The 12,383-nt window shown below is 40.9% G+C and carries 18 protein-coding genes and 1 pseudogene; 14 read left to right on the top strand and 5 right to left on the bottom strand.

Going from position 1 to position 12,383, the window contains the following annotated elements:
- The 10 genes and pseudogenes from rfbC to KUH03_RS17900 all read left to right on the top strand — a co-directional run bounded on the left by rfbC (position 1) and on the right by KUH03_RS17900 (position 6,121).
- A complete protein-coding gene (gene rfbC / locus KUH03_RS17945) occupies positions 1 to 555 on the top strand; it encodes a dTDP-4-dehydrorhamnose 3,5-epimerase (RefSeq protein ID WP_257095406.1) in 555 nt (184 codons plus the stop codon).
- A gap of 80 nt (positions 556 to 635) precedes the next feature.
- Entirely contained in the window at positions 636 to 1,532 is an 897-nt protein-coding gene (gene rfbD, locus KUH03_RS17940) for a dTDP-4-dehydrorhamnose reductase (RefSeq protein WP_257095404.1), read from the top strand.
- Between the two features lies 1 nt (position 1,533).
- A pseudogene (gene rfbA, locus KUH03_RS17935) lies at positions 1,534 to 2,388 on the top strand (glucose-1-phosphate thymidylyltransferase RfbA).
- Positions 2,389 to 3,208: 820 nt separating this feature from the next.
- Positions 3,209 to 3,427, top strand: coding sequence for a response regulator transcription factor (locus tag KUH03_RS17930; RefSeq protein ID WP_257095402.1), 219 nt, complete (start codon positions 3,209 to 3,211; stop codon positions 3,425 to 3,427).
- Positions 3,428 to 3,532: 105 nt separating this feature from the next.
- Positions 3,533 to 3,898 carry a hypothetical protein gene (locus KUH03_RS17925; RefSeq protein ID WP_257095401.1) on the top strand — a complete coding sequence of 122 codons (366 nt, stop codon included), beginning with the start codon at positions 3,533 to 3,535 and terminating at the stop codon, positions 3,896 to 3,898.
- Positions 3,899 to 4,058: 160 nt separating this feature from the next.
- Positions 4,059 to 4,253 carry a hypothetical protein gene (locus tag KUH03_RS17920; RefSeq protein WP_257095398.1) on the top strand — a complete coding sequence of 65 codons (195 nt, stop codon included), beginning with the start codon at positions 4,059 to 4,061 and terminating at the stop codon, positions 4,251 to 4,253.
- Between the two features lie 34 nt (positions 4,254 to 4,287).
- Positions 4,288 to 4,866 carry a hypothetical protein gene (locus tag KUH03_RS17915; protein WP_257095396.1) on the top strand — a complete coding sequence of 193 codons (579 nt, stop codon included), beginning with the start codon at positions 4,288 to 4,290 and terminating at the stop codon, positions 4,864 to 4,866.
- An 82-nt stretch (positions 4,867 to 4,948) separates the two neighbouring features.
- Positions 4,949 to 5,335 carry a hypothetical protein gene (locus KUH03_RS17910; RefSeq protein ID WP_257095394.1) on the top strand — a complete coding sequence of 129 codons (387 nt, stop codon included), beginning with the start codon at positions 4,949 to 4,951 and terminating at the stop codon, positions 5,333 to 5,335.
- A gap of 106 nt (positions 5,336 to 5,441) precedes the next feature.
- Complete coding sequence (locus KUH03_RS17905) at positions 5,442 to 5,900, top strand: hypothetical protein (protein WP_257095392.1); 459 nt, start codon at positions 5,442 to 5,444, stop codon at positions 5,898 to 5,900.
- The gene (locus KUH03_RS17900; protein WP_257095390.1) at positions 5,873 to 6,121 is read left to right on the top strand and encodes a hypothetical protein; all 249 of its coding nucleotides are present in this window, start codon (positions 5,873 to 5,875) and stop codon (positions 6,119 to 6,121) included. Before KUH03_RS17905 ends, KUH03_RS17900 begins: the two co-directional genes overlap by 28 nt.
- Before the next feature lie 221 nt (positions 6,122 to 6,342).
- Here KUH03_RS17900 and KUH03_RS17895 read toward each other — a convergent pair whose 3' ends face one another.
- From KUH03_RS17895 to KUH03_RS17875, 5 genes are all read right to left on the bottom strand, one after another.
- Positions 6,343 to 6,762: a hypothetical protein gene (locus KUH03_RS17895; RefSeq protein WP_257095388.1), complete on the bottom strand. Its 420-nt coding sequence runs from the start codon at positions 6,760 to 6,762 to the stop codon at positions 6,343 to 6,345.
- On the bottom strand, positions 6,756 to 7,250 hold the full coding sequence (locus KUH03_RS17890; RefSeq protein ID WP_257095379.1) for a hypothetical protein: 495 nt from the start codon (positions 7,248 to 7,250) through the stop codon (positions 6,756 to 6,758). The genes KUH03_RS17895 and KUH03_RS17890 overlap by 7 nt, the downstream gene beginning before the upstream one ends.
- 266 nt (positions 7,251 to 7,516) lie before the next feature.
- Positions 7,517 to 7,675 carry a hypothetical protein gene (locus KUH03_RS17885; RefSeq protein ID WP_257095376.1) on the bottom strand — a complete coding sequence of 53 codons (159 nt, stop codon included), beginning with the start codon at positions 7,673 to 7,675 and terminating at the stop codon, positions 7,517 to 7,519.
- 67 nt (positions 7,676 to 7,742) lie between these two features.
- Positions 7,743 to 8,546, bottom strand: a complete 804-nt coding sequence (locus KUH03_RS17880) for a hypothetical protein (protein WP_257095374.1) — start codon at positions 8,544 to 8,546, stop codon at positions 7,743 to 7,745.
- 22 nt (positions 8,547 to 8,568) lie between these two features.
- The gene (locus tag KUH03_RS17875) at positions 8,569 to 9,087 is read right to left on the bottom strand and encodes a hypothetical protein (RefSeq protein ID WP_257095372.1); all 519 of its coding nucleotides are present in this window, start codon (positions 9,085 to 9,087) and stop codon (positions 8,569 to 8,571) included.
- 161 nt (positions 9,088 to 9,248) lie between these two features.
- Between KUH03_RS17875 and KUH03_RS17870 the strand changes: the two genes are divergently transcribed.
- The 4 genes from KUH03_RS17870 (at position 9,249) to KUH03_RS17855 (ending at position 12,383) form a co-directional block, all read left to right on the top strand.
- Entirely contained in the window at positions 9,249 to 10,337 is a 1,089-nt protein-coding gene (locus tag KUH03_RS17870; RefSeq protein ID WP_257095370.1) for an acyltransferase, read from the top strand.
- A 929-nt stretch (positions 10,338 to 11,266) separates the two neighbouring features.
- Positions 11,267 to 11,755, top strand: coding sequence for a carboxypeptidase-like regulatory domain-containing protein (locus tag KUH03_RS17865; RefSeq protein WP_257095368.1), 489 nt, complete (start codon positions 11,267 to 11,269; stop codon positions 11,753 to 11,755).
- An 11-nt stretch (positions 11,756 to 11,766) separates the two neighbouring features.
- A complete protein-coding gene (locus KUH03_RS17860) occupies positions 11,767 to 12,222 on the top strand; it encodes a TonB-dependent receptor plug domain-containing protein (protein ID WP_257097082.1) in 456 nt (151 codons plus the stop codon).
- 11 nt (positions 12,223 to 12,233) lie between these two features.
- Complete coding sequence (locus KUH03_RS17855; protein WP_257095366.1) at positions 12,234 to 12,383, top strand: hypothetical protein; 150 nt, start codon at positions 12,234 to 12,236, stop codon at positions 12,381 to 12,383.

Below are 12,383 nucleotides of genomic sequence, written 5' to 3'. Positions count from 1 at the left end.
ATGAAATATACTGAAACTAAACTATCGGGTTGCTTTATCTTGGAGCCGGCCGTTTTCGAAGATGAGAGAGGTTATTTCTTTGAATCGTATAATGAAAATAAATTGGCCGAAATATTGGGACATAATCCCCATTTTGTACAGGATAACCAATCAAAATCTCAATTTGGCGTGGTTAGAGGATTGCATATGCAGGCAGGTGATCATGCGCAGGCAAAATTGGTCCGTGTGTTGGAAGGTAGCGTATTGGATGTTGCTGTTGATGTTCGGCCCAATTCACCCACCTATGGACAACATGTTGCTGTGGAACTTTCGGCCGAAAATAAAAAGCAGCTATTTGTACCACGAGGATTTTTACACGGATTTTCCGTGTTGTCTGAACAGGCCGTGTTTTCCTACAAATGTGACAATAATTATAACAAAGAAGCTGAGGATGGCGTACATCCATTAGATCCGCAATTGGCGATTGATTGGCGGATTCCTGTCCATCGGATGATCTTGTCGCAAAAGGACAAGGAGGCACAAAATTTTACAGCATTATACAATAAATTGAAATAACAAAATAGAGCGCCGATGTGTTTTAAAGCTTCTGCGTGGGAGAAATAGACATATTGGGCTTTTATCATAAATAAGATTTGATGAGAATTGTCATTACAGGCGCTTCTGGACAGCTAGGTTCCGAATTGAACGAACTATTGGCGAATGAGACCGAAAAAGAGTGCTACTTTTTGGATCGGAAGCAGTTGCCGCTCGATCAAATGCTCTTGATTCAGGATATTTTGGCGATGTATCAGCCAGATTTAATTATTCATGCCGGCGCTTATACTGCAGTTGATAAGGCGGAGGAAGAGCCTGCGCTGGCAGATTTGGTCAACCACCTAGCCTGTGAGGAGATTGCGCAATATTGTCATCTACATGGTACAAAATTGATTGCGATTTCGACGGACTATGTATTTGACGGTGGTTCTGCTGTTCCGTTAACCGAAGACGCGCCAACAGCACCGATCAATGTTTATGGCCGGACCAAACTTGCTGGCGAGAACGCTATTCAAAAATGGTGCTCCGAAGCGATTATTATCCGGACCTCCTGGGTATATTCTTCCTATGGAAAGAATTTTGTGAAGACAATGTGCCGCCTAATGGCTGAACGGGATGAAGTAAATGTAATTAATGATCAAATAGGTAGCCCAACCTATGCAAAAGATTTAGCTAGAGCGATTTTGAAAATCGTTGATGCAGCAAATTGGGAAGCAGGAATCTATCACTACAGTAATGAAGGCGAAATCTCCTGGTATGATTTTGCTGTAGCAATACGTGATTTTCATTCGTTTGATTGTCAGGTAAAACCAATTCCGATGAGTGCCTATCCGACGCCAGCGCAACGACCAAAGTACTCACTGCTTGATAAATCGAAGATTAAAGCGGTCTATGATGTGGTCGTGCCCGAATGGAAGGAGAGCTTATCGAAAATGCTAGCCGAGGAAATTAAAAATACTAAGATCTCAATACCCAATACTCATTACGCAATACTATAAAATGAAAGGAATTATATTAGCCGGTGGATCTGGAACCCGTTTGCACCCATTAACACTTGCAGTAAGTAAGCAATTAATGCCAGTATATGATAAGCCAATGATATACTATCCCTTGTCTACATTAATGTTGTCTGGCATTCGCGAAATATTGATTATCTCGACTCCACAGGATTTACCAAACTTTCAAAAGTTATTGGGCGATGGTTCTCAACTAGGCTGTAGGTTTGAGTATAAGGAGCAGCCAAGTCCTGATGGCTTGGCGCAGGCATTTTTGTTGGGCGAGGAATTTATAGGTGATGATAAGGTCGCGCTAATTCTGGGGATAATATTTTCTATGGCTCGGCATGTCCAAACTGTTACAGTCTTGTGCTGATCCTGATGGTGGTGTTGTATTTGCTTATCCTGTACATGATCCAGAACGTTATGGCGTGGTGGAGTTTGACGAAGCGAAAAATGTCGTTTCTATTGAAGAGAAACCAAAACTACCAAAATCCAGCTATGCTGTTCCAGGAATTTATTTTTACGATAACGATGTTGTTGCGATCGCAAAAGTATCAAACCTTCAGCGCGTGGGGAATTGGAAATTACAGATATTAATAAAGAATATTTGAAGCGGGAAAAATTAAAGGTGGGTATATTTGACCGAGGAACAGCCTGGCTGGATACGGGTACCATACAGTCACTTATGCAAGCCGCGCAATTTGTGCAAGTCATTGAGGAGCGACAAGGTATGAAAATTGGAGCAATTGAGGAAGTCGCGTATCGTATGGGATACATTAACCGACAACAACTGCTTTCTGTTGCTGAACCTTTGTGTAAATCAGGGTATGGGGAATACCTGAAACATATCAGATAATCGAATTGCTGCGTAATGCTAGCCTACCTTTAGAATAAGCTCTTTTATGAAGAGTGAATGAAAGAATCTTCATAAAAAAACGAATTGTTTGTTGTTGAAGTGTATTTTTTATATATTGTGTATAGTCATCTTATTATACACAATATCCATTATGAAAAGTTTCTATTCTCGTTACGCGCGATGTTATCTACTTCGCTTTACAATATAAAATAATTACTCTTCTTCCAATTCCGGGAGCTCAGATAAGAGGCTGACCTATATTGAAAAAAATTTCATTATATTTATGTATTTTTCTTTTATAAAACAATTCTTTTTAATAGTTGTTTTTAAAGAGGTGGTAATGAGATATAGATCAATTCAGATTCAATGTGAATCATTCGAATTAGTACTAAATGACTGAAAAGAGGTATTACGGCATATAGGACTAATTATTATATGGAATAATAACAAGCACATGATTACTGTAGGCATTATTGATAGAGACGAACGCGCAAGACAAGAAACCCAGCGTATACTTAATGAGGAAAATGAAGTAGGAGCAAATAGGATCGAAGTTCTTTTGATATAGGCAGTGGACGTGTAGATCGGACAATGCTTGCTCCTGATATATTGATTGTTGACATTGAAAATCAGGAACCCTTAATTGTTGAACATGCAAAAATGCCTTTCCAAAAACTGAAATTATCATATTAACCGAAGTGGCTGATGTGCGAACTGTGCGTAACTGCTTCCGATATGGTGCTGTCAGCTATCTATTAAAAAAACTTGCTTGGAATCATTGATGTCTGCAATCAAGATTACTATAAATGATGGATCATTTGTGAGTCCCAGCATTAATAGAGCCCTGATCGAACAGAGCTTTAAATCAAAGAAATATGAGGATCTGCTTACTGCACGGGAACTCCAGATTGCCAATGGGATTATAGAGGGATTGAGTTATAAAATGATTGCTCAAAAGTATACCATTTCATTGGATACAGTCCGCATTTACATCAAACGTATCTATCGGAAGCTTCAGATCAATAGTAAGGAGAATTGATCGCCCAACTGACGGCTTAGCATTTCGTTACATGAATATGTGACGTCGTTTATTTTAATCTCATGGAATTTAGCCTGACTTTTATGGATATTTGAATCGTATACTATGCCAATAAGAAGCCGCTGGATTTTCCTGTTTCTTTTCTGCTATGCTGCTCTTTTCTTGTCCCAAGCGAAAGGTCAGCAACTATACGATATTACGTATTATTTTGAACGTGATACAATACAGATTATACCTTCGCAAACATTCTCCAATAAATTAAACATCAGTAACCATACCAATAGAGCAATTGAATTAAAGCCTACAGCAGCTAACACCGCGGCTCTTCGGGGCTTAATAAAATTGCCGGGGTCGATTACTTTAAAGCCCAAAGAAACGAAGTGGTTTCCGCTAAAATATATGGCCGATCGCCTGACCATTGCTGAGGAACACAGGCCTTTACAATCGGATTTGAATCCAATGATCCCTTAGTAAAAATACAGGGACATCAGTCCTTTTATACGCAGTTGGCTATAGAACAGTCTTTCCTCATACAGACTGAACAACCAGAATATTACCTGGATCAGGCCACGGGGCAGACACAATTTTTAGTGCGGGCTGTCAATCGGGGACTGGTACCCTGACTGTTCAGTTGCGTTTTCCTAACCTTTCTCCTGACCTGGAGATCATTGGTGAGACCCTGCCATTCACATTGACCGCGGGAGGACAGTCTTTGCTGACTTTTACCGCCCGTTTGCGTAAGAAAAATATACATATGGATTTTGATGTTGATATTCAGGCCGTCGAGGGCGGTGGTAGCGTGTTGGCCTCAATCGTATCCGTATGATGACAGTGGGTAGTGTAAAGCGTTTTTTTCCAATATGAATTTGCAAAATCAACCCTTTGACAATCGAGCTGCTTTACGCTATATCAACATGGGCAAAGATATTTCGGTTTACCAGTTACAGGGAGATGGCAAAATTGATCTGAACAATAAAGATAAATTGAGCTATCGAATGAATTTCGATTATTATCAGGATCAACGCACTTTTAATCTATACGATACTTATCTGGATTATGATACCGAAAAATGGGGCGTGAAACTGGGTAATATTTATGAAAATCTCGATCAGTTTATCAATGGACGCGGTGTAAAAGGTACCTACAAATTCGATAAGCGGCGTTCCCTCAGTTTGTATGCAATCCAGAACAATTACATGTTGTTCACGGAGATGGATAATCCAATTCCTGGCGGAGAAATAGTTGGTGTTAAATATGCCATTCAAACCGAAAAAATCAGGAAAACAGCATCGCTTACTTACATAGCAATAATGATTATCGTGGTGTGCGCAGCGGTCTGTTCAGTGGTAAAAGTTTTATTGATTTGGGATATAATAATAGTCTTTTCTTGGAAGGAGGGACAAGTATCGAACAGGTTGAAAGCGGAAATAATAGGCTAGCGGTAGCAGGGGCATAAATTATAATAACTTTTTTGGCAACTATCAGATTACAAGTGTCAATTATTACAGTTCACCGTACTATGTGGGGCTGCGTAGAGGTCTTACCCAGACAGATTCACGTATAACGATGTTGCTGGCCAACGATCGAAACCTTTCTGCCCGGATCAGCTATATGGATAATAATCCAAAATACTTTGCGGGAGATAGAAACTATTTTTTTAACAATGCCTCTCGGATACAGATTTATGAGTTGGGGTATCATACCGGTCTTGGTAAACTACAACTTGAGCTCAGGCCTTATTTTATGGCACAACATGGTGCCTATCAGAATTGGTGGGGAATTGCAACTAATCCGGTGAATTGGAAGTCGAATTCCCTTCGCACAGTAGCTGACCTTAATTTTTTACCCCAGCCACCGGTTCTCGCTGCAAACGGATTATGGATATACCTACAGGAATACATCCAATAGACCTATTGCGCCGTTTCATTCGGTCCGCATCAATGGTAATTATACGAATACGTTTTTTGGATTTAATACATTTATTCAGATTAACCCGTACTATTTAAGCGATCTTTTGGCTACCAATGCAAATTCGAATTACAGCATTTATTCATTGGGTCCAAATACGCAATTTTACGCCTTTAATAATCAACTGCATGTGCAGCTCTCGACCATGTATAGCTATTATGGCTTCTCCCGAAGTAACAATCTTTCGGTAAATGGTAATGTCCGCTGGCAGATAAAAGATAATTGGAATCTGACAGCCGATATATTCTATACTGCAATAAGTGGAAAATCGTTGTTTCTTGTCGATCCGAATTTACCACCTGATCCTAACCCGCTGAATCGTTATTCTTTTGATAATAGGCAGATTCGCCTGGGAATAGAAAAGAATTTTGGCCGACGTGCTGGTCAGAAAGGTCATAAGCTGGAACTGACTTTTTCGAAGACGAAAACAATAACGGTAGCAATGACGTCGGAGAAGCCAAAGCCGAGGCCGTTTTGGTGCGGATTGGAAAGGAAGTGGCGCTAACAGACGAGAAAGGCCGTGTGAAATTTGTTGATATGGGTGCTGGCCCTTATATGGTGCAGGTGGAGAATAGTAAGGGCTGGGTTTCGCAGGGGCCGATCAATGTATTGATGACTAAAAATCAACGGTTGGAAATTCCGCTGATAAAAACAAGACCATTAAAAGGCCGTATTAAGATTGTTGAGAATAGGTATCTAAAATCAAGACCGCAGCTAGGGGAATAAAAATAACCGCCGTAGATCGTCAAGGGAAAATCTACAGTACGCTAAGTTCAGAAAGTGGCGATTATGTGCTGTATCTTCCATTAGAAACTACAGTATAGCTGTTGTTACCGAAGGAATGCCCTTCTCGATCGAAAATCAAAATTGTGAAATCGAAGTTAAAGTGGATAAGGATTGTGTAATTCCCGATTTTAATTATCGGGACGAACGCAGAAAAGTTGGTGTTAAACGCTTTTAGGGAGCGACGAAGCTAAAAATAATATTGGTCGAATACGCGCCAGCAGGTTTATTGAGAAGCATACTTGTTGCACTCGCAGGATACTGTAAAGCATATTCAGATTACGGTCTATTACAGGGTCGGCATTCTGAATAAGCTGCTGAGCTGTGGAGGATAGGGTAATGGTATTCATGCCACTTTGACCAGCCATTGGACCAATGCGCAATACATTTAAAGGGATACTGTTAGCCCCTGAAGTAAAACTTGTTGATGTGGCACGTACGTATAGGTTGTATGGCGTAGTTTTACTCACCCTAAGATGGGCTGGCATATTTAAATTGACACCATTCTTATAGTCATTGGTTGTCGCAAAAGCAAGATTGACGGTTTGTTGATTGGCAACGATTTCGCCTAGGTCGCTTACCACAACAGACAGGCTTCCATTTGCCTGAGCCTGTAGCTGCCACTGGGGTAGGCGGACGATAATTTGTTCCAGCTGTAGGTCAACGGGACCGAATAAGTGCCTGCCTGAATAAAATTTGTTTTCAGCTGGTTTAATCCAATGTTATAGGTATAGGTCAACGTTTGATTGTTGTTTGTGGGAACAGCAATACCGGCTGTATTGGTCAAAGATTGATCCGTTGTGGATAAAGCTGCAGATGTGGTATTCGCTATTCCCGTTAAAGTAGCACTGACCGTCGAAACAGAAGTAACCGGTAAGGCATTATAGGCTGCCGTGGTGCTAAAGTTAAATTGTGTATTCCCGGTTTTGATGCTAGGGATGTAGGGGACGGTGGTCGATAGAGGTATAACGCTATTACCGTTGATGCCATTTGCCGCTCGATAATAGCTCAAATCATTGACCAAAATGCTGGTTGTACCGATACTCGCCGGAGGGCTTATAAATCCGGGCACATCGATGGAGAAATCTTGGCTCGAGGGTGTAATGGTGCCGCCTAAAATACCTGAGGCAGTAAGCGATAGTGTAGTTTTATAAATGCCTGCAACCCATGTTTGATTTGCAGTAACAAAACGTGAGTTGAGAATAACCGGTCCTGCAGAAAGACTGACAGTAGCCAGCGAACTGATTAAAACCTGATCGGCGGTGGATAACGTGACATCATTACTTGAACCGAGAAGCGAAAGGTTGTTTATTTTTTCTAGTTTAAGGTGTGCTACATTTAAAGGGACTGTTCCCCGCCTGTTGTACTGACAAAACTCGTGCTGTTAATTGCCCGGGTGCTGATTGTTGGGAGCAGGGCAAGTAAAGTAAAAGAATATTGACCACCTGTAAAACTTTGGCTGTAGTCCGTACGCCCTTGGATATTTGCTTGCGGCAAATTAATCGTGACCTGGGCCATCGCATGGGATATGCAGTGGCTTATACCAATCAGGAATGCAGCGAAACTAATATGTAATTTCCTTCTCCGCAATTTTTAAATCATATTGGCTACCAGCATCAAGTATCGCAACAGCGAGATATCGACCGGGCGCAAGTTTACCAGGTAGGTCTACACGGACCCATTGTTCTGAATCGGGAAGCATTGCTATTGCCACAGCGTCCACTGCTGTCTCTTCCCCAGTTTCTATATTGGTCAGCTCAAATCGTACATAAGCATCCTTATTGATCTGGCCTGTATTTTTAACTTTGACTTCCATCCGATGGATGGTTTTACCTTCCTGAACAGTAACAGCGCCTTTATCTTCAAAAGCAAGAAATTCCAGATCGCCGGCTTTTAATCCTGTTGGCGTATGGTATACTTGGATACCAACCTCAATCAGGACATTCATATGGAGTCCATTTGCCTGTGCAGCTTTTTGTTCTTTAACCTGTGTAAAGAAAAGCATGCTATGGCATTGCTGCTTTGTTGTCGGATGATCAGGGATTGTCATGGAAAGATTGACCACTTTTGTTTCCCCAGGCGCTAGCTGTACCGTATTTTCAGATAAGGTAAGCCAGGAAGCGTTTGATCCAATATTATCACCTGTGGCATAATACCGTTTACTGCCCAACGAGTCACGGTCCCAATCTTTCAGATTCGCGACAAAGGAAAGTGAACTAGTAGAGGTGTTGTTGAACGTAATTGCTTGACTGACGGTCTGTCCAGCTTCACCAGTGAAGAATATCCGGGAAGGTGAAATTGAAATACCCTGTCCGTGGATCAGGGTATTGCATATCAGGATAATAAATACTGCTAAATAATATCTCACGAAAAAATGTTTAGTCAGATTTTTATCGTTGTGTTGCGGTATAAGTTACTGTTGTACTATAGGCTGATCCTGCAAGATTTAATAACGATGCCGGATTTGAGATCGTATAATCAACGGTATAAACCGCGCCTGTAGATGCCGTAGAGTTATTAACCAAAGCGGCAGCAGTAGTGCTAAGTGGTACATTGGCAACTGGAGTTCCACCATTGGCAGTTGCAGCCGGTACAGTAACTGTAACAATATCTAGTGCAGGTCCACCAGCTGGTGTAAATGCTCCTCCAGCGGTTACCGTAAGGTCATAGGGCTTGTTGCTGACTACAGTAAAGTGACTCGCTTTCTCTACCGTTTTTGACCCGGCATAATCCGCAGCGGTAGTGTAATTAAAATTGACGGTAGGGGCTGCGCCTAAAGTAATGGAGATGGCATCGCTAAGATTAATATTGACAGTGACGGGTCCCGATGTGCCACTTTGCGCTTTTGCTTGAAAACCGAAGCATATGGCGGCGACGGCAATAAAGACTATTAATAGGTTCTTTTTCATAATTTCCTCGTTTTACGGATATTTAATGTGAGTAAAGTTAACTAGGATGCAATGGAAATACAATGTGCAATAGTCACATAATGATGTTATAAATTCGATAATACATGCGCGATTGCAAGTCGAATTAACAGTTGTAAATAATGAGGTTTAGCGTACTCTTTTTGGAACCATTACCCGAAACTATAGATGAAACAGCCTATATTTGCGCTCAAATGGCTGAATCTAAAAGAATCTATCAAATTGATCTGTTTCGCTTTATCGCCGCATCCGCGGTGGTATTGTATCACTATTTATATCGGGGATATAAAAGCGGTAACATGTCGTTGTTGCGCTTCGACGAGATCGGCGAATATTTCAAGTATGGGTATCTTGGTGTAGATCTTTTTTTTATCATCAGCGGTTTTGTGATCGCCTTTTCTATAAAACATCGGTCACTACCAAAATTTTGCTATTCACGATTCAAACGTTTGTATCCAATGTACTGGATCTGTTTGATCATAACATTTGTGATCGTTTATTTCTTTGGGGCGCCACGTTACCTGGTCACATTCAAACAGCTTTTGGCCAATTTCACGATGGTTCAGGAATTGTTAGGTCAGGGAAATATTGATGGTGCTTATTGGTCCTTGTATATTGAGTTGAAATTTTATCTCATTATTGCTGTATTTCTTATCGTAAACCGATTTAAGCAGATCAGTTTGGACTACCTTGTCTACTTTTGGCTGTTGTTGTCAAGCTTGCGCCTGTGTGTTGAACCATCTGAAATTTACGATGCTATTCACCATCTTTTCATTCTGGACTGGAGCGCTTATTTTATTGCAGGAATCGTATTTTGCCAAATTTTTCTAAAGGGTCCCGCGTTGAAGCATTTTATCGTGTTGCCCTGGTGCCTGTACTTGTCCGTCGATGGCGCTATTGGTCGAATCCATTGGTTAACAAGAACTTTCCATAGCGATTTTTCTCCCTATATTATTGCTGCGACCATCGTTGTATTTTATATAGTCATATTACTTGTTTCCTGTAAAAAGCTACAACGCTTCAATTCACCTAAATTTGTCAAAATTGGGATGCTGACCTATCCCTTATATCTTATTCATCAGCATATTGGTTTTATTATTTTCAATCAACTTCACAACTACGTAAATAAATATGTACTTGTTTCTGCTGTTACGCTCTTGATGTTGGGTATTGCCTATATCCTGAGTGATTGGGTAGAGCCTCGTATCATGAAACTCTTTAAGCGATCGTAACATCGACTTAAAATCCTGTTAGGGTTGTCGGATAAGTGCAATAGCTTTTTCCAGAACCTCATCTTTACCTGCCCTACTTCCTTCTATTGTTGGGCTTACTTTGCGGTCCAATTTGATTCCCACGCGTTGTTTGTCATCTCAATGGGGTAATATATTCCGATGCCACTAAAACTGGTCCGTATTCCTCCGGGCAAGAAAAAGGAGATACTTCACCATCTACTGCTGCGGTCGTCTAGCTGATAACTTGGACATTGGGATGCGTGGAATAGGCAAGGGCATGAAATTCGGCCCTACTTTGAGTCGTCTCATTGACCAAGATCACAACTTTTCCTTTATTGTAATCCGGATTTGTGTTTCCAGTCTTTTCCGATCAAATCCTTGTGTGGAATTTGCTTTTTATTCACTGCCTTATTTCAGATCGCTTAAACTTTATTGGAAAAGAAATAGAAATTTTTACAAAAGTAAATGGCTTTAATGAAATTATTTAACTGTAAATCTGTAGTTTATGTTTTTTTTCTTTTGTTTTTTTGATTGACAAGGGATTTAGTATTTAATTTTAGTAGTTTGGTCTCAAACAAACAATTATACGCCAAAGGAGAGCTTCCCATACGATTTAGCAAGAGTTATTAAACTGTGGTGTAAGGTTGTGAAAGGCGACTGACTATAAAAGCGGAATGAGTTTGATTCCGATCGATATAACTGATTTAACAAAACTGAAAAACATAAAAGAAGGAGGTAAATATATCGGGCAATGTGCTACAATCACCTAGCGACATGACGATAAAAAGTAACGTATTCTTGGACCTATTTTGACAAGCTAAACAGCTGAAATTAATAACCACTTGTCAAAAACCAAGTTTTACTATGAAACCAATTTTTAACACTTCTGCGTATGGACGTCAGTATCTGTACCAGAAAAAAGATTCTCCTTGGGAGTCGTACTATTTTTGCTTGCCAATGGTGCGCAAGCAACTGCTTTACGTACTGGAATCCCTGAGATTCCTGCACCTAATGGGGCACTTACTGAAGAAACAAACCTAACAAAACTACAGCGTGAACTTTCTGGTCGTATTGTCGATCAACAAGGACAGCCCGTCTCTGGTGTAACTGTCAAAGTCAAAGGAAGCTCCGTCACCACTTCCACGGATAAAGATGGACGATTCCATATTACAGTCGCAACAAATGCCATACTGAATATCAGCGCTGTGGGCTACAAAGCTCAAGAACTTTCGGCACCGGGTAGTGGCGAACTACAAGTCCGTCTGGAGAGTTCTGTGAATGATCTGGAGGAAGTGATCGTTGTCGGTTATGGTACACAAAAGAAAACAAACCTAACTGGAGCTGTTGCTTCAATTGGAGGAGAGCGCCTTGAAAACCGTTCTGTACCTACCATTACACAAGCGCTACAGGAACGGTAGCCAACCTAAATATTTCTACACCAAACGGTGCTCCCGGAACAAAACAGCAAATTAATGTGCGCGGGTATACTGGTATTGCAATAGATGCAAATGGTAACAAAGTCAATCGGTCGGCCGGGCCACTGGTCGTAATTGATGGAGTACAGGGCGGTGATCTGAGCAGTATTAATATGAACGATGTGGCGAGTGTATCAGTCGTCAAGGATGCTGCTGCTGCTGCAATCTATGGATCAAGTGCCCCATATGGTGTGATTATCATTACCACAAAAAGGGTAAAGCAGGCAAGCCTGTTATTACCTATAATAACAATTTTGGTTTTGCGCAACCCATTAATCTACCTAAATTCACCAACTCACTGGACTTCGCCAACGCATTTAATGAAGTTGGAGCAAATTCCAATTATACAGCTAAGTTATTTGATGATGATGTCATCAAGCGGATTAAAGATTATCAGGCGGGGATCTTAAAAGACGAGACCATGAAGAATCCAAGTTCTGACAGCTGGCTTGGTTGGAACGCGGCGAATGCAAATAATGACTGGTTTGATATTTATTTCAAGAAGGCAAGTTTCAGTCAACAGCATAATGTTGGCGTGTCAGGGGATCTGAAAATTCGAACTACTATGTAG

Origin of the sequence: Sphingobacterium sp. E70, from assembly GCF_019285695.1 — a bacterium.
GTDB lineage: Bacteria > Bacteroidota > Bacteroidia > Sphingobacteriales > Sphingobacteriaceae > Sphingobacterium > Sphingobacterium detergens.
The sequence above is the reverse complement of the archived record's forward strand: the minus strand, read 5'-3'. Positions and strand labels throughout refer to the sequence as shown.

Excerpts from the sequence above, each read along its gene's own strand:
- rfbC (WP_257095406.1), top strand. The coding sequence starts at position 1 with ATGAAATATACTGAAACTAAACTATCGGGTTGCTTTATCTTGGAGCCG.
- rfbD (WP_257095404.1), top strand. The coding sequence starts at position 636 with ATGAGAATTGTCATTACAGGCGCTTCTGGACAGCTAGGTTCCGAATTG.
- KUH03_RS17925 (WP_257095401.1), top strand. The coding sequence starts at position 3,533 with ATGCCAATAAGAAGCCGCTGGATTTTCCTGTTTCTTTTCTGCTATGCT.
- KUH03_RS17915 (WP_257095396.1), top strand. The coding sequence starts at position 4,288 with ATGAATTTGCAAAATCAACCCTTTGACAATCGAGCTGCTTTACGCTAT.
- KUH03_RS17875 (WP_257095372.1), bottom strand. The coding sequence starts at position 9,087 with ATGAAAAAGAACCTATTAATAGTCTTTATTGCCGTCGCCGCCATATGC.
- KUH03_RS17855 (WP_257095366.1), top strand. The coding sequence starts at position 12,234 with ATGAAGAATCCAAGTTCTGACAGCTGGCTTGGTTGGAACGCGGCGAAT.